Origin of the sequence: Enterococcus sp. ZJ1622 (genome assembly GCF_011038845.1) — a bacterium.
Lineage (GTDB): Bacteria > Bacillota > Bacilli > Lactobacillales > Enterococcaceae > Enterococcus_B.
Map to the genome: position 1 here is coordinate 22,643 of NZ_JAAKDW010000011.1, position 17,317 is coordinate 39,959.

Sequence of the window (17,317 nt, forward strand, 5' to 3'; positions counted from 1 at the left end):
GAAGCGAATTGCTAGTCTATCATCGTTTGCAACTTTCCCTCAGGATACCAGATAGGATGCCATTTATAATTGATCATTCCTTGTTCGTCTGTTCGTAACGTCATCATCTGGTTTTCTTCCAGCGCTGTCAATACCTCTTCATGAGGATGACCATAGCGATTGTTCTTCCCACAAGAAACAATCCCATGCCTAGCTTCGATTTGGGTAAGAACACTTGAATCTGTCGAACTACGACTGCCATGGTGCCCTAGCTTGACCACATCGGCTCTCAAGTGCGGGTATGTTCTGACGATTTCTCTCTCCATCTCCTGATCTAAATCTCCCAGAAATAAAAATTTCAATCCTTGATGTTCCAGCCATAGCCCGATCGAATCTTCATTTTTTCCTTCACCATTTTGATTGGGTGTCAAAACGAAAAACTCGAAAAAGCCGGAAATCTGATCGCTTTGTTTCACTTCAATGATCATTGTTCCTTGGCTAGCCAATTGCATCAGTTTTTCTTTGAGCGGTGGCTTTGTTCCGGCTCCCCAACCGATATAGATAGTGTCGATGACAAAATGTTTCGCTAACGTCTTTAGCTCCCCCACATGGTCTGTGTCATCATGTGTGAGGATCAGTTTGTTGATTCGAGAGATCCCCTGCCCTTTTAGAAAGGGAACGACATTATATTCTGCATATGGCTTCGTCACACGTTTTTGCCAAGCTTCTCCTTCAAACGACAATTTACCTCCTGTATCGATCAGTACGATCTCTTGGTATCGGGGACTCCTTAACAATATACTATCACCCTGCCCTACATCGATATAAGAAATTGACGATGACGAATCAAAAAAGCGGGAAAAGACAAATACTGAAGAAAAGGAAATAGATAAAAATAAGGTCTTGACTGGCTTTTTTCTCATTTTTTCCTGTACTACCAAAATAGCCAAAACATAACTTAACAATAAATAAATAGAAGGCTTTCCTATAATTAGTTTAGCAAAAGCAAATCTGCCAGCAAACTGCTCGAACATCTCCAAACCACTTTCAAAGAGCAAAAGCGAAGAATCCGGCAAGAACTGTCCGAAAGAAAATAAAAACACGGTCACAGGTAACAAGATATACTTGAAAAACGAAGAAAACATGAAAGTCAAAAGACCTGAAAAAATCGGCCATTCATAGAAATGCCAGACTGTGATAGGCATGATCGCTAGACTAAAAACCCCGCCAGAAACGAACCGATGCAGCAAGCTGCCTTTTCCGGCGGGAATCATGATGATCATGAAACTTATCAAAAAACTAAGCTGCCCGCCAACTTGAAGAATACTCAAAGGTTCGATCAGCAAAACTAGCCACAGTGTAAGTGCATACAAATCAAGTGATGAACATTTTAGACCGAGAAGCTTCGTGGCTAACTGAAGTAAAAATAAAATCCCAGCTCGTAAAACAGAAACAGAGCCGCCCGCTATCCCGAAATACCCGATCGTCAAAACAGTCATTGGTAAAATACTGACTTCCAATGTAAAGCCGCTTCGTCGAAAAAGATAATACATCCAGCCTAAATAACATTGTATATGCATACCAGAAAGGCTGAATAAATGAAGTAAGCCAGTTTCCTTGAAAATTTCTTCTGAATCGGCAAATCGCGCATCTTTAAAGCCAAACAAAAGCGCATTGAGATAGATCCCTGTTTTTTCTGGGAAGTTGTTTTGGACAAACGAGAGGAACGTCCCTCTTTTTCTTTGCAAAAAATTTCTCCATGTATTCCTATAATCGATCTTTTCGATATGTGTCACTTTGAAGCGTCCAGCGATTCGATGGACCTTGTCATAATGGATTTGATCGAATCCATACTGATTTCGCTGCGGTTCAGCTATTATATACTCTCCAGAAGCGGTCAACTCGATGTCTTTTCCTCGAAAAGACAGCCATTCATGGATTTCTTCTTCCTTTTCTGCATAATAGCTGAGCTGTACTTTCTGATTTTCTCCGACTAGACGTCCAGCCACTGTTAGATGATTCCCATTTGTCCGAAGCGTGTCCATCGAGAGCAGGAAATGTTCCTTTTTTTCTTCTATATTGACTTCAGGAGATTCCAAACGCCAGCACGAAACTAGCACGAAGAAACTGAAAAACAAACAGAGACAGGTGATTTCTCTGCCTTCTTTAACGGTAACCCAGAAAAAAAGTCCGACAAGAACCACTCGATAATACCAATCATCCGTATAATAAAACAAACAGATACCTATCGAAGTCATTGCCGGAAAAATCAGCCGATTCTGGACTTGCTCGCCTAAATCTCTATACATGTTCTCCTGTGAGTTCTTTTTGCAGCTTCGAAAAGTGTTTCGAATCCAAAGCTACCTGATGCACTGTAGCACCCATTTGCTCGATCAATGCTTGAGCGTAAGAGTCATTTCGGTAGTCATGCAGATAATTGATCCTTTTCACACCTGCTTGAAGAAGTGCTTTCGTACAAGCCAGACAAGGGAAATGAGTCACGTAGATCTCTGACCCTTCTGTTGGGATACCAAGTTTCGCACACTGCAGCAATGCGTTCATTTCTGCGTGGATCGTACGTAAACAATGGCCATCTACCACATAACAGCCTTCATCGATGCAATGGACATCCCCGCTGACTGCCCCATTGTACCCTCCGGCAATGATCCTTTTTTCTCTTACCAGAGTGGCGCCGACTTCTAAACGCGTACAAGTACTTCTCAAAGATAATAATACAGCTTGGGCCATGAAATACTGATCCCAGGGAATACGTTCATTGCTCATTTTAGTCACCTCTATAATCTTTCTATAGTTATTGTAACGAAGTCTCTTAGTTTTTCAACCGTCTTTGTCCCGATTCCAGATATTTTCTGCAAATCTTCTATTTTCTGGAAAGAACCGTTTTCCTCTCTATAACGAATGATTTCCTGGGCTTTTTTCTCTCCAATGCCGGGAATTTGTTGTAATTTTGGCGCATCAGCTGTATTGATGTTTATTTTCCCTTCAGAGGATTCGTCTGATTCGGTCAGCTCAGTCGATTGAATCAAAGTCTCAGGTATTTCTTCTCCGATTCTCGGTACATAGATGATCTCCTGATCGGATACTTTCGCTGCAAAATTGATCTGTGTGACATCTGCTTCTTCCGTAAGCCCCCCAGCTCTCTCTAACAATTCGTAAACACGTTCTTGAGCAGAAAACGGGTAAACACCTGGCTGCTGCACACTTCCCTTTATATCAGCGTAGAGAGCCGTTGGAACAGTTGCTTCTTGTTCAGTTCTATTTTCTTGTAACTCTTCTGTCTCATTCATGATCGGTCCACTCGTGGCCAAATAGCTGCTGTCTGCAACAGACAGATGTTTTTCGTCTGAGGCAAGAAACATCCGCTGCAAAATGATACCGCAGAAAAAACAAAGGATAAAAAGAACTGCTGCAATTCCAAAAAAAATTCGTGGCGAGGCAAGTAATTTCTGGCTGATTTTTTCCATTGGTTGTGTCGTGAAATGATCACTCGTCTATCATTTCATTCTCCTTTCTACGTTTATCGAAAGATTTTCCTGTCAGAAAAAGGCCTTTCACTATTAATTACGTAAATCTAGCCCGATTTTTTTCTTCTTCAATGATTTTTTTGCTTTTGGTGCAAAAAATAAGGAGGTTGTGAAAGAGACGTTCAGCTTTGAGGGCCAAGTAGGTACGTTGCATCATCGAATCACTGATGTTCTTCGTTATTTAACGCAATAAGAAAAATTTTGTGAAAATGACTTCTCACATTTTCGCATAAATTAGGCTTATCTCCGAAAAGTTGGCACTGGAACACCGTGAATCAGAGGTTGTGAGCCTGCCGTTCAACTCCTCGGGCACAAGGAACAATTTCAACAAACAGCTTCTCATGTTTGATGAATATTGTGACTTGTGCCCGAGGAGTTGGCAGGGGAACACCGTTTAGTGGAGAGGTCGTGACAATTGCGATCTGCTTCTCGGCAATAAGGACACTGAACAGAAAATAGCTCCTCATATTTTCTTGTTCAGTGAACTTATTGCCGAGAAGCAGCAGATGGAACACCGTTTATAGAGAGGTTGTGACAATTGCGTTTTGACCTGAGTATTAGAGAGAAAAAATGTAAAATAGCTCTCCATATTTTGCATTTTTATGAGCTAATATCGAAGGTCAGCAGTTGGAACACCGTTTATTCGAAAAAAAAGAAGCTGTGACAAGGCTTTTGTCACAACTCCTCTTATTCTTTTGCTTGCTTACTTCATTTTCTGTAAATAATCCAAAGCGTCCTGTACCGTTTTGACTGGGACGATTTTCATGGAAGAATCCAATTTTTCTGCTGCTGCTTTTGCTTCTTCGTAGTTTGTTTTCAGGTCAGGATATTCTTTTCTGATATCCGCTGAGATCGTATCATCTGGTGCGAAAAAGATTTCTACACCTGCTTTGTCCGCACTGGCTACTTTTTTGTCAATGCCACCGATCCGTCCGACTTCACCTGCACTGTTGATCGTTCCGGTACCGGCAATCTGCTTGCCTTTACGAAGATTTTCACCAGTCAGCTGTTCGTAGATCTCGAGCGTGAACATCAAACCAGCAGAGGGACCGCCGATCGAGCCTGAATCGATACGCACGTTTGTATCAGTTTCGATTTCCGTGTGATCTGTCAATGTGATACCGATACCGGCTTTCTTATCTGTAGGCAGCTGGATCAGTTTACCTGAAGCTTCTTTTTCCTTTCCGTCATGCAGGTAAGTGATCGTGACAGTTTGACCTACTTTTTGGCTTTTCACATAATCCATGAATGCTTCCGTACTTTTGAAGCTCTTGTTATCGACTTTAGTGACTGTATCACCGACAGAAAGCTTCCCGTAAAAGCTTGAATTTTTTTCTACGCTCATGACATAAACGCCTTTGAATTCCATCTTATAGGGTTTTCCTGCTAATTTCAGTGCTTGCTCGATCGCCGCATTTTGAGAAGAATCCATATAGTATTGCTGCATCTGGTTGTATTCTTCACTAGTTGCGCCACCAGTTAACTCGTCTTCACTGATCAGTTCCTCGAAAGGTTCCAGTTTTGCTTTGACCGCTAAAAACCCTGTTGCTTGCCGGATTCCAACTGATGTCAGTGAAAAAGAACCGGGCGACTCATCTTTTTTGTTATTGACAGTGATCAGTTCTTTTAAATCGATCGTTGCCCCGGGCGATTCGACGTAATAAGGAAGCGGGACGACGACAAATCCAATGATCAGCATACCTAGGAAAATGATCAGTATTGTTTTCAGCCATTGTTTATAATCCATGTTCTTCACGCTTTCCAGCTAGTGCTTCATTGATGACCGGCGGCAGATAAGCACTCACATCCCCGCCGAAATAAAGCACTTCCTTTAAAATACTGGAGCTGACATGACTGTATTCTGGTTTTGCTAATAGGAAAATAGTTTCCAGATCGCCATTCAAATGATGGTTCATCTGGGCGATCTCCCGCTCATATTCAAAATCTTTGATACTTCGAACGCCCCGTATCAAAGCACTTGCTTTTAGGTCTCGGGCTGTATCCACTGTCAGCTGGTGTTCCTGATGGATGACTTTGACATTTGGGATATGTGCTACAGCCTTTGTAATCAACCCCACTCTTTCTTCTGCGCTGAATAGACTTTTTTTGGCTGTATTCACAAAAACACCCACGATGATTTCATCAAATAGTTTTGCTGCTCGTTCGATTGTATCTAGATGCCCGTTCGTCAATGGGTCGAAGCTTCCAGGAAATAATGCACGTCTCATTTGTCTGCCTCTTTTCTATAAATAGTGATAGCCGTGATTCCATAGTTCTGTTTTTTTATTTGGAAAAAGCTTCCTACTGTTTCTGGCAGCTCGACCGTTTTATCTGTTTCGCACACGATGACAGCTGAATCACTGAACAAGTCCAGTTGCTCCATCTGATTGATTTGATCGATGATCTTTTGCTTCGCATATGGGGGATCGAGGAACAGATAGTCAAATCGTTCCTTTTCTTCGGCCAGCTGACGAATCGCTTTGTCTGCATCCAGTTTCAACACTGTAAATTTTTCCGGTTCTTTCGTGATTTCGATATTTTCTTTGATGATCTTCACCGCTTGATAATTCTTATCCACACAAACAGCGTGTGCACATCCGCGTGAAACTGCTTCGATTGCCAAGCCGCCGCTTCCGGCAAATAAATCTAATACCTTTTCTCCTTCAAAATATGGACCAATCATATTGAAAATCGATTCTTTTACTTTATCAGTCGTTGGTCTGGTGTTCGCACCAGCCAAACTTTTTAATCGGCGTCCGCCATAATTGCCTGAGATTATTCGCATCTACTCACTCCTTAGAAAATGTGCTGTTACTAGTATACCAAAAAATGAACAAAAAAAGACTTGGATAACCATCAAATTTGACAGTTATCTCAAGTTCTTTTTTTGAAATTTTTATTCTATTTTTCTAAAAAACTTATTTATATGCCTTCTACTCGAGACCAGACAAGCAATCAGATGTGATCAGCTAGCCGAATCGTCGTATTAAGCTCTTCAATCTCAAAATTTTCTTCTTTCACCGTTTCTTTTGAGCCGATTTTTTCGGCAAAATTCATCTCAATGTCTGGTCGGTAAGAACGTTCTACGTTACGCACGAAATGTAATTTTTTGATCCGTTCTTCCGTTTGCTCGAATGTTTCTTCATTCAAATAAAGTACGACATACTTCATTTTTCTCGAAACATAATGGAGCAAACCAAATTTTTTCAAGTTTTTCAGCTGTTTCAAGCTGTAGACCCAGACGACCAAGCCTCGTCGTTTCGTTATTTCAAAGTCAACTTTATCGACTTGCATGACAATTTCCTCCGCATCCAATATGTTTTCCCGTTTCAAAAAACGGACTGCCTGCATCGATCTTCACTTCATCTGATACCTTTTCAGCTAGCTGTTTTCCGATAGTATCCAGCAATTCTTGAAGCTGTGTTTCGCTTAGTCGAAAAGCTGCTACGTCTTCATTCAGATCAAGCTGGCGTTTTGCTGTTCGAACTGCACGCTGCTTTTCCCGCAGATCCGGTGCATATTTCCCATAGGAGGCAATTTTTTCATAGCCTTCTTTTTTTTCCAGAAAAAACTGTTTCAGCTGCTTCACTTCAGCAGAATGCTCCATCACTTGCTTGTTTCGCAAGTAATCTTTCATCAGCAGACTGTTTTTGATGCACTCGATCACTTTTTGGCATTGATCCTCCAGGCGGAATAGTTCTTCATTGACGATCACTGCTATCACTACTCTCTTTTTTCTCTTCTTGCAATAAGACTAACATATTTTCTTTTGAGAAAGCAATTCCTAATGAGGAAGAATCCTCTCCCGTAAAGCGATCATGATTATACGGATCACTATACAGAAGCAAAAGTGAGAAGGTCGGATCGATCACCGGATGTGTAAAGATGCCAGTTGCCTGCTGGATATCCTGTTTATTGATCAGCTGATCCAGTTCATTCATGGCAAGCGAAAATTTCACTGTAGTTTTTCCAGTATCAGAAGCTGTCCGCCATTCCTTTAACCGTTCTTCTGAAAGGATGTTCTCAGGTTTAGTCAAAAAATCATGGAGAAGCAGCCGCGTCTGCACAGAAAACATCAATGACTGTTTGTAGATGGGAAGCTGATCTTCTTCTCGGAGCATGTTCAGAAGATTTGCGCTTTTACGTTCTTTCGCTCGATTGATCGTTTCCCAATCTGCTGAATCATCTAATGAATAGTGGGGAAGCCCTTCTCCGAACACTTGATAAGGGAGCAACTTCAATAGACTGTCTTTACTTAGATAAGCAATAGAAAAAAGTTTTCCTGTCGTCTGATCAAAAAACAAGATAGCAAAAGTCCCATTGTCAAATGCGATCAATGGACGGTAATTCATATCTTCTTCCATCAACTCGATCCCGACTTCTGTGTCTTCATAGTCAAAGGTGAAATTTGTATAGATTGTGGTGATCGCTGATAGATCCTGCATCGTCATCCCTGAAAAAAACGGTGCAATAGCTCCAATATCAGGCTTTAACACCTTGACTGCTTCGACTTGGCCATTCTGGACATTTGCTTCAAAAGACAGCTGTTTTACTGCATCCCGGTAGTATCTTATTTCAAAACCGAACCCGCTTGCCAAACGATCATAGGACTTTCCAAAATCCTTTTCCAACTGCTCGATTGGCTGTCCGACATACGTAGAGAACCCTGTCGATTTAAGTTCCTGGTATTTCCACGTCGTCATCTGGTTCTCTACTTGCTGGTCTTGATTCTTTTTTGGTTCAAGCTTAGGGGGAAATAAAACCGGCTGCATATAAAATGCGAGGATCACTGCCGCTAATATCATACTAAATAAACCCAGCCGTTTCATTCTCCTCCTCCTTTTTTGACTATTTTTCTGCCACTTCGATCAACAGATCACCTGAAGAAATCGCATCGCCTTGTTCCACGTATACGTGACTGACCACACCATCAAATCGGGCCTCGATCGCCGTTTCCATCTTCATTGCTTCTGTAATCATCAGCGTATCCCCTTTTTTGACAGCATCGCCTTTTTTAACGAGTACTTCAAGCACAGATCCGGACATCGTTGCACCGATTTGTTCACGATTTGTCGGTTCTGCTTTTAAGCGCGTCTGAACAGCACTGATGATTGAGCGGTCTTTTACAGCAATTTCACGTCTTTGTCCGTTCAAGTTGAAGAACAAGACTCGATTTCCTTCGATGTCTGGTTCACCGATCTCATCTAAACGGATAATCAAGATCTTTCCTTTTTCGATCTGTACGTTGATCGTTTCACCTAAACGGATGCCTTGGAAAAAGGTTGGTGTATCAAGTAACGTAACATCACCGAACTGGTTGTAAGCTTGCTGATAATCCAGGAATACCTGCGGATACATCAGATAACTCAGAACTTCGTCTTGTCTTGGTTCATAGCCTATTTTTTCGGCTAATTCAGCTTTTACTTTTCCAAAATCGACTGGTTCAGCTAACATCCCAGGTCGTTGCGTGAATGACGGACGACCTTTCAAAATGATTCTTTGCAGTTCTTCCGGGAAACCTCCGACTGGCTGTCCTAATTCTCCCTGGAAGAATTTCACCACGGATTCTGGGAAGCTCATGCTGTCGCCTTTTTCATAGATATCTTTTTCCGTCAAGTCATTTTGGACCATGAATAGCGCCATATCCCCCACAACTTTGGATGAAGGTGTCACTTTTACGATATCCCCGAACATCAGATTGACTGTATGATACATTTTTTTGATGTCATCCCAACGATGTCCCAGACCTACTGCTTTTGCCTGCTGTTGCAAGTTTGAATATTGTCCCCCTGGCATCTCATGCATATATACTTCTGTTTCTGGGGCATTCAGTCCGTTTTCGAATGGCTTGTAATACATCCGCACATCTTCCCAATAATGGTTCAGCTGCTGCGCATTCTCAATATTGATTTCCGGCAAGCGAGGCCCATTGACTAGTGCATAGTAAAGGCTGCTCATGCTAGGCTGACTAGTATTGCCGCTCATTGCACTCATTGCTACGTCAACGATATCCACTCCGGCTTTTGTTGCGGCTGAATAAGTGATGATCCCATTGCCGCTTGTATCGTGCGTATGAAGGTGGATCGGCAAGTCAGTCGTCTCTTTCAATTCACTGATCAAGCGGTATGCAGCTTGAGGCTTCAGCAGGCCTGCCATATCTTTGATTGCAATGATATGTGCGCCTAGCTGCTCAAGTTCTTTCGCCATGTCTTTATAGTACTGTACATTATATTTTGCACGGCTTGGATCATTGATATCCCCCGTGTAACAAATTGCAGCCTCTGCGATTTTCCCTGTGTCACGTACGGCTTGGATGCTTTTTTCCATTTGAGGTGTCCAGTTCAAGCTGTCAAAAATCCGAAAGACATCGATCCCTTGTGCCGCTGCTTCTTTGACGAATTCTACAAGGACATTATCCGGATAATTGGAATAACCAACTGCATTCGATCCGCGAAACAGCATCTGCAGCAAAGTATTTGGCATCAATGCACGGATCTTTCTCAATCTTTGCCAAGGATCTTCATTCAAGAAACGATAGGCGACATCAAACGTTGCCCCTCCCCACATTTCGCTTGAGAATAATTCAGGTAGCCCTTCGCCAGTCAGACGAGCGATTTGTTTAAAGTCTTTTGTCCGAACTCTGGTTGCCAGCAAACTCTGATGAGCATCTCTGAACGTCGTATCTGTCAAAAGAAGATTTTCTTGCTTCTTGATCCATTCTACCAAGCCGTCTGCGCCTTTTGAATCCAACACATTTTTGGCTGTGATATAGTCCTCTTTTGTAGAGAAGTCTTTTGGCATGCGCGGTTCTCCGTAAAATGGTTTCTCCCCGCTTTCGATCCCTGGAAAACCATTGACAGTGATCTCGCCGATGTATTTCATCGTTTTATTCCCACGGTCACGCAATCGAGGAAACTCGAACAGTTTTGGTGTGCTATCGATGAAAGTTGTTTTTGCATTCCCAGATTGGAATTCAGGATGCGTGATCACATTCAACATGAAAGGAATATTCGTTTTGACTCCGCGTATCCGAAACTCTTTTAGACACCGTTCCATTTTTTGGATCGCTGTATCGAAATCAGCCCCATGCGTACATACTTTTACGAGCAATGAATCAAAATACGGTGTGACGACATAGCCTGCATAGGCGTTTCCTACATCCAGACGTACACCGAAACCACCTGGTGAACGATACGTATCGATTTTTCCTGTATCAGGAAGAAACTGATTCAATGGATCTTCAGTAGTGATCCGGCATTGGATCGCTGAGCCGTTCAGTTTGATGTTTTCTTGCATCGGCAGACCGATTTCCCGATGAAGGTCTTTGCCTTGAGCGATAAGAAGCTGTGAAGTCACGATATCGATATCTGTGACCATCTCAGTAATCGTGTGTTCGACTTGGACTCGGGGATTGACCTCGATAAAGTAAAATTCGTCGCCTTCTACTAAAAATTCGACTGTCCCTGCATTGACATAGCCGACATGCTTCATCAGCTGAACTGCTGCTTGACAGATCCGTTGTCGCTGTTCGTCGTTCATGGAAACACAAGGCGCTACTTCCACTACCTTTTGATGTCTTCGTTGAACAGAGCAGTCGCGTTCAAATAAGTGAATAACGTTCCCGTGCGTGTCACCGAGAATCTGTACTTCGATATGTTTAGGATTCGCAATATATTTTTCTACGTATACTTCATCGCTGCCAAAAGCCGCTTTTGCTTCGCTTTTTGCTCGTTCGTAACCTTCACGAGCGCTTTTTTCATCGTGAGCCACGCGCATGCCTCGGCCGCCTCCGCCAAGTGCTGCTTTGATCATGATGGGATAGCCATATTGATCAGCGAAACGCAATGCTTCATCCACTGTTTCGATTGGACCGTCTGTTCCTGGGATAGAGGCAATGCCTGCTTCTATAGCAGCTGCTTTCGCTTTGATCTTGTCTCCGAAGATATCCAGATGATGCAGCTTCGGTCCGACAAAGGTGATTCCTTCTTCTTCGCATCGTCTTGCAAAGTTGAGATTCTCAGATAAAAGTCCGTATCCGGGATGGATCGCATCTGCACCGCATTCTTTTGCGATGGCGATGATCCCTTCGATATCTAGGTATGCATCAATCGGTTTTTTTCCTTGACCGACTAGATACGCTTCGTCCGCTTTGAAACGGTGTACGGAATATTCATCCTCTTCTGCATAGATTCCAATAGTTTTAATTCCTAATTCTGTACAGGCACGGAAAACACGTACCGCAATCTCTCCTCTGTTAGCAACTAAAACTTTTTCCATCGAACCACTCCTACATCTTTTTAATATAATCCTAAACTTTTACGTTTTTCATCTGCACTGATATTCAATACGAAGCCGACACAGACCGAGAGCATGAGCAAACTGGATCCGCCTTGACTCAGGAACGGGAAGGTGATCCCTGTTAAAGGAATAACACCGGTGATCCCACCTAGATTGATAAACACCTGGATCATGAACATTGAACCGATCCCGATACAAAGTAATGAATTGAACGGATCTCTTGACCGGATACCTACAAGGAAGATCCGAATGATCATGAAGAACAGCAAAGCTAAGATCAAGATCCCCATAATCACGCCAAGTTCTTCGACGACGATCGCATAGATAAAGTCAGTTTGTGCTTCTTGCAAGAATCCTTTTTTCTGGATACTGTTTCCAAGACCTCGACCAAACAACCCGCCGTTGAACATCGCATAATATCCATTGACCAGCTGATGTCCCTTATCCAATTCATCTGAAAATGGATTTTGGAAAACGGCAAACCGGTTATAGATATATTGTAATCGTCCGGGGAAAATCTTCCCGTGCGTGATATTGATAAGCCATATGGCAAATACACTTAGACCAACGCCTCCAACGCCTACGATTAAAGTATACACATAGTTTACTCCGCTTGCTAAAAGTAGAACCAGAACAATCAAAAAGATGACTGTCGCATTCCCGAAGTCAGGCAAAACAGCTACGATTGCCGTCAAGCCCAATACCATAGCAAGTGGGCCTTTTACAGTGGAAACAAAATCTTTTTGGACACTGTTTTGTCTTCTAGACAAGGTCAGGGCCAAATACCAGATAGCAATGATTTTTAAATATTCAGCCGGCTGGATCGTAAAACCTGCGATCTGGAGCCAACCTTTCGCCCCGTTGATTTCTTTCCCGAAAAACAAGACGATCAGTAACAAAATCGTCAACACAGCGATAGCTGCCATGATCAGCCGCTGTTTTTTCAGAACATCGGTCTTCATTTTGTAAAGCAAACCGATCGCAATCAGACTAAGTATCCAGAAAATACTCTGGTTGATGACTGACGCAGAAGGGTTATCCCCATTTTCTAATAATAAATATGATGTGGAACTATAGACCATGATCAACCCCAGTACGCATAAGATCAAATATGGGATCAAAATACTATAGTCCAGTAAATGCCTTTTTTTTACTTTCTTAGGCAAGTTTACTCCTCCTTGCCGATTTCTTTTTTATCATAATTTTCCTGGTAAACATCATTGTAAAGAAGATTCAGCTCACGTTCCAGTTCGCTTAGCAGTAGCTGACCTTCTGCTTTTTCGATTATCCCCACACGGATCGCGAAACCAACCTGCTGGGAGAATCCATACATTTGTGTATCCACTACCTCTTCAAAGGCTTTGCATTGCGAGATACACAGACTGTTTTTTTGGTTGCGGATCAATCGTTTGATGCGATCCGCTTCATCATTCAAGACATGAATCGCATGTTCTTTTGACAGAGAATCCATCTATGCCTACCCCCTATTCTAATTCATTTATTATAGCATACTTGATTTTGCATAGGGCAAAAAAAAACGGTTTTCTTCAAGTGGATTTCCATTTTTCCTTTAAAAAAACGATCAATGAATCTCGTTTGCCTGACCTTCAAAAAGACTTCTTTTTTCTCGATTTTCAGCCGTTTTTGATAGCTGCCAAAAAGGCTTCGCCATATTTGTCCAGCTTGCTTTGACCTACTCCTTTGATTTGCAACATCTCCAATCGGCTAGCTGGACGAAGCCGACACATTTCTTTCAGCGTGGCATCTGAGAAGACGACATAAGGAGGCACACCGGCATCTGCTGCAAGATCAGTGCGAAGCTCCCGCAATGTTTCGAAAAGAGCATCGGTTTCTCCATCTGCCAATTGCTGGACTTTTTTAGGTTCTTTTCGATAAACACTTTCTTTTCCTTTCAATACCTGTATGCCGAGCTCTGTGACTTTCAGCACAGGGTATTCCCCGCTAACAGATACTAGATAGCCGCCGGAAATCAGATATTCAATAAGCTGTAAAATCTCTTTTTGTGATTTTTTCTGTAGTAAGCCATACGTAGAAAGTTTTTCGAATCCTAGAGCCCGTACTTTTTGTTCTTTCGACCCTGCTAATACTTTCATCAGCAGCTGCTTTCCGTAATTTTCTCCCATACGCTTCAAACAGGAGAGAACCATTTGCGCTTCTGTCGTGACTTCAACTAGTTCGCGGTCATCTAAACAATTCCCGCATCGCTGACAAGGTTCACTGGTTTCCCCAAAATAAGAAAGAATATACTGTTGAAGACAAGATTCGACATAAACATATTCTGTCATTGCTTTCAGCTTCTCGTATTCTTTTATTTTTTGCGTCTCTTCTCTTTGAGATTGCTGGATAAAGAATTTCTGGACTTGGATATCTTGAGGTGCAAACAACAGAATCGCTTCACTAGACAAACCATCTCTTCCTGCACGTCCGGCTTCTTGGTAATATGATTCCAGAGAACCAGGGATCTGATAGTGGATAACAAAACGAACGTTGCTTTTATTGATCCCCATCCCGAATGCATTCGTTGCTACGATCAATTGGACTCGGTCATATAAAAAAGCCTCCTGCATCTCAGTCCGTTCACGCTCATTCAAACCGCCATGGTATCTGCCCACAGAAAAACCGAATTTCTGCAGTAGGTGATAGATCCGATCGACTTCTTTTCGCGTTGCGGCATAAATGATGCCGGATTGCTCCGCATTTATTTTCAGATACTCGACCAAATACTGTTCCTTTTTCTGGTCTTTGATGACCTGAAAGCGCAAGTTTTCACGGGCAAAACCAGTTTGTATATGATTATTCGCAGGAATCTTCAACAATCGTTTGATATCCTCTGCTACTTGGATCGTCGCAGTTGCCGTCAATGCGACGAGCACTGGTCTATTCAAAAGCTCGTTCAGGCACTCTGCCATCTGCAGATAGCTCGGACGAAAATCATGTCCCCACTGCGAGATACAGTGGGCTTCATCGATTGCGATCAGTTTTACATCCCAGCGATTCATTGCATGGATAAAATCAGGCATGATAAATCGCTCAGGCGCTACATAAAGCAGATGGTACTGCTGATGATCCAATGCTTGGAATCGCTGCGCTGTTTCATAACCATCAAGCGAACTGTTGATAAAAGTGGCCGATATCCCTAGCTGATTTGCTGCATCTACTTGATCCTTCATCAAGGAAATCAAAGGAGAGACAACGATCGTCAACCCATCTAACATCAAGGCCGGTAGCTGATAGCAGATCGATTTCCCACTTCCTGTCGGCATGATGCCTAGAACATCTTCTTGATCAACGATTTTTTGGATGATCTCTTTTTGTCCCGGACGAAAATGATCATAGCCAAAGTATTTTTTCAATACATCATTCATTTCGTTTCTCCTTTCCTCTCTATTTTACTTCTGTGTCACTTAAGGAACAAGGTTCTTTTTGTGAAACAAACAAAGGATGTGGAACAAAAAACAAGGACGAAACAGACTTTTAAAAATCTTTTAAAGGACTTTTGGCGTCTTTCTCGTTTTTTTCCCCTCTGTATTTTTCACTTCTCCACAGCTTAATTTTCCCTAAAAAAAGAAACCAGCTTTTTGGATAACAAGCTGGTTTCTGATTTGTTTACAATCTAAAGATTATTTTTTCTTTTTAGATGCTTTTTCCCGAGCATTTTTTTCTAAGATTTGTTTTCTCAGACGGATGCTTTCAGGCGTTACTTCACAGTACTCATCGTCATTCAAGAATTCCAATGATTCTTCCAGTGTCAATTGTTTTGGTTTTTTGATAACGGAAGTTTGGTCTTTTGTTGCTGAACGTACGTTAGTCATTTGTTTTGCTTTTGTGATATTGACGGTCAAGTCGTTTTCACGGCTGTTTTCGCCGATGATCATTCCTTCATAGACCTCTGTACCAGGCTCTACAAAGACTGTTCCACGTTCTTCGATACTCATGATCGAGTAGGTCGTTGCTTTTCCTGTGTCAATCGAAACTAATGCGCCTTGATGACGTCCGCCGATTTGTCTAGGCAACATTGGCAAGTACTGGTCGAAGGTGTGGTTCATGATCCCATATCCGCGTGTCATAGAAAGGAATTCAGTCGAATAGCCGATCAATCCGCGAGCTGGAGTCAAGAATGTCAGACGGATCTGACCATTTCCTGTGTGGATCATATCTTGCATTTCACCTTTACGCATGCTCAATGATTCAATGACACTACCCATGTATTCTTCAGGTGTATCGATTTGAACACGTTCGAATGGTTCACATTTCACACCGTCGATTTCTTTTTCAATTACTTCTGGACGAGATACTTGTAACTCGTAACCTTCGCGGCGCATATTTTCGATTAAAATCGACAAATGCAGTTCCCCACGTCCAGAAACAGTCCAGGCATCTGGAGAGTTCGTTGGTTCAACACGTAGAGATACGTCGGTTTGAAGTTCTGCCATCAAGCGTTCTTCGATTTTTCTTGCTGTCACGAATTTACCTTCGCGACCAGCAAATGGTGAATTATTCACCAAGAATGTCATTTGCAGCGTTGGCTCATCAATGTGCAGGATTGGAAGTGCGTCTTGATGATCAACAGGAGTAACTGTTTCTCCGACAAAGATATCTTCCATACCGGAAACAGCAATCAAGTCTCCTGCTTTTGCTTCTTGGATCTCTAAGCGTTTCAATCCGAAGAAACCGAATAGTTTCGTTACGCGGAATTTTTTGATCGTTCCGTCTAATTTGATCAGTGCGACTTGGTCTCCCACTTTGATCGAGCCTCTGAAGACACGTCCGATACCGATACGGCCAACATAATCATTATAGTCAAGTAATGAAACTTGGAATTGTAATGGTTCGTCGCTGTTATCGACTGGTGCAGGGATCTTTTCTACAATAGTATCGAAAATCGGTGCCATCGTTGGTTCCTGATCAGCTGGATCATCAGACAAACTAGATGTTCCGTTCAATGCAGAAGCATAGATCACTGGGAAGTCCAATTGATCGTCATCTGCCCCTAATTCGATGAATAATTCAAGTACTTCGTCTACGACAAATTCTGGACGAGCAGATGGTTTGTCGATTTTATTTACAACAACGATCGGTGTGATGTGTTGTTCTAAAGCTTTTTTCAATACGAAACGCGTTTGAGGCATTGTGCCTTCATAGGCATCAACGACTAAGACAACGCCATCGACCATTTTCATGATTCGTTCCACTTCACCACCGAAGTCCGCGTGTCCTGGTGTGTCCATGATGTTGACGCGGATTCCTTTGTAGTCTACAGCAGTATTTTTCGCTAAGATGGTGATACCGCGTTCTTTTTCCAATGCATTTGAGTCCATCGCACGTTCTTGCAATTGCGTATGTGCGTCTAAAGTATCTGATTGTTTTAATAGTTCATCAACCAATGTGGTTTTTCCGTGGTCAACGTGGGCAATGATTGCTACGTTACGGATATCATTTCTATAATTCAATGTAACTAACTCCTTTTTTATCGG

At 42.3% G+C, this 17,317-nt stretch carries 14 protein-coding genes; all 14 read right to left on the bottom strand.

Features of this window, described 5'->3' with window-relative positions; all coding sequences use genetic code 11:
• Positions 1-11 precede the first annotated feature (11 nt).
• Complete coding sequence (locus G7Y42_RS11115) at positions 12-2,288, bottom strand: DNA internalization-related competence protein ComEC/Rec2 (RefSeq protein ID WP_165006130.1); 2,277 nt, start codon at positions 2,286-2,288, stop codon at positions 12-14.
• The gene (locus tag G7Y42_RS11120) at positions 2,281-2,763 is read right to left on the bottom strand and encodes a ComE operon protein 2 (protein WP_165006129.1); all 483 of its coding nucleotides are present in this window, start codon (positions 2,761-2,763) and stop codon (positions 2,281-2,283) included. The genes G7Y42_RS11115 and G7Y42_RS11120 overlap by 8 nt, the downstream gene beginning before the upstream one ends.
• An 11-nt stretch (positions 2,764-2,774) precedes the next feature.
• Complete coding sequence (locus G7Y42_RS11125) at positions 2,775-3,464, bottom strand: helix-hairpin-helix domain-containing protein (protein ID WP_165006128.1); 690 nt, start codon at positions 3,462-3,464, stop codon at positions 2,775-2,777.
• A 763-nt stretch (positions 3,465-4,227) separates the two neighbouring features.
• A complete protein-coding gene (locus G7Y42_RS11130) occupies positions 4,228-5,271 on the bottom strand; it encodes a SepM family pheromone-processing serine protease (RefSeq protein WP_165006127.1) in 1,044 nt (347 codons plus the stop codon).
• Complete coding sequence (gene coaD, locus G7Y42_RS11135; protein ID WP_165006126.1) at positions 5,261-5,752, bottom strand: pantetheine-phosphate adenylyltransferase; 492 nt, start codon at positions 5,750-5,752, stop codon at positions 5,261-5,263. Before coaD ends, G7Y42_RS11130 begins: the two co-directional genes overlap by 11 nt.
• On the bottom strand, positions 5,749-6,309 hold the full coding sequence (gene rsmD, locus G7Y42_RS11140; protein ID WP_165006125.1) for a 16S rRNA (guanine(966)-N(2))-methyltransferase RsmD: 561 nt from the start codon (positions 6,307-6,309) through the stop codon (positions 5,749-5,751). Before rsmD ends, coaD begins: the two co-directional genes overlap by 4 nt.
• Positions 6,310-6,479: 170 nt before the next feature.
• A complete protein-coding gene (locus G7Y42_RS11145; protein ID WP_165006124.1) occupies positions 6,480-6,818 on the bottom strand; it encodes a YlbG family protein in 339 nt (112 codons plus the stop codon).
• A complete protein-coding gene (locus G7Y42_RS11150) occupies positions 6,805-7,239 on the bottom strand; it encodes a YlbF family regulator (RefSeq protein WP_165006147.1) in 435 nt (144 codons plus the stop codon). The genes G7Y42_RS11145 and G7Y42_RS11150 overlap by 14 nt, the downstream gene beginning before the upstream one ends.
• Positions 7,226-8,353, bottom strand: a complete 1,128-nt coding sequence (locus G7Y42_RS11155; RefSeq protein ID WP_165006123.1) for a CAP-associated domain-containing protein — start codon at positions 8,351-8,353, stop codon at positions 7,226-7,228. Before G7Y42_RS11155 ends, G7Y42_RS11150 begins: the two co-directional genes overlap by 14 nt.
• Before the next feature lie 19 nt (positions 8,354-8,372).
• Positions 8,373-11,801, bottom strand: coding sequence for a pyruvate carboxylase (locus G7Y42_RS11160; protein ID WP_165006122.1), 3,429 nt, complete (start codon positions 11,799-11,801; stop codon positions 8,373-8,375).
• A 20-nt stretch (positions 11,802-11,821) separates the two neighbouring features.
• On the bottom strand, positions 11,822-12,988 hold the full coding sequence (locus tag G7Y42_RS11165; RefSeq protein ID WP_165038194.1) for an FtsW/RodA/SpoVE family cell cycle protein: 1,167 nt from the start codon (positions 12,986-12,988) through the stop codon (positions 11,822-11,824).
• Positions 12,989-12,990: 2 nt separating this feature from the next.
• Positions 12,991-13,293: a DUF1507 family protein gene (locus tag G7Y42_RS11170; protein ID WP_165006120.1), complete on the bottom strand. Its 303-nt coding sequence runs from the start codon at positions 13,291-13,293 to the stop codon at positions 12,991-12,993.
• 163 nt (positions 13,294-13,456) lie between these two features.
• Positions 13,457-15,208, bottom strand: coding sequence for a DNA helicase RecQ (gene recQ, locus G7Y42_RS11175; protein ID WP_165006119.1), 1,752 nt, complete (start codon positions 15,206-15,208; stop codon positions 13,457-13,459).
• 255 nt (positions 15,209-15,463) lie between these two features.
• Entirely contained in the window at positions 15,464-17,293 is a 1,830-nt protein-coding gene (gene typA / locus G7Y42_RS11180; RefSeq protein ID WP_165006118.1) for a translational GTPase TypA, read from the bottom strand.
• Positions 17,294-17,317: the final 24 nt, after the last annotated feature.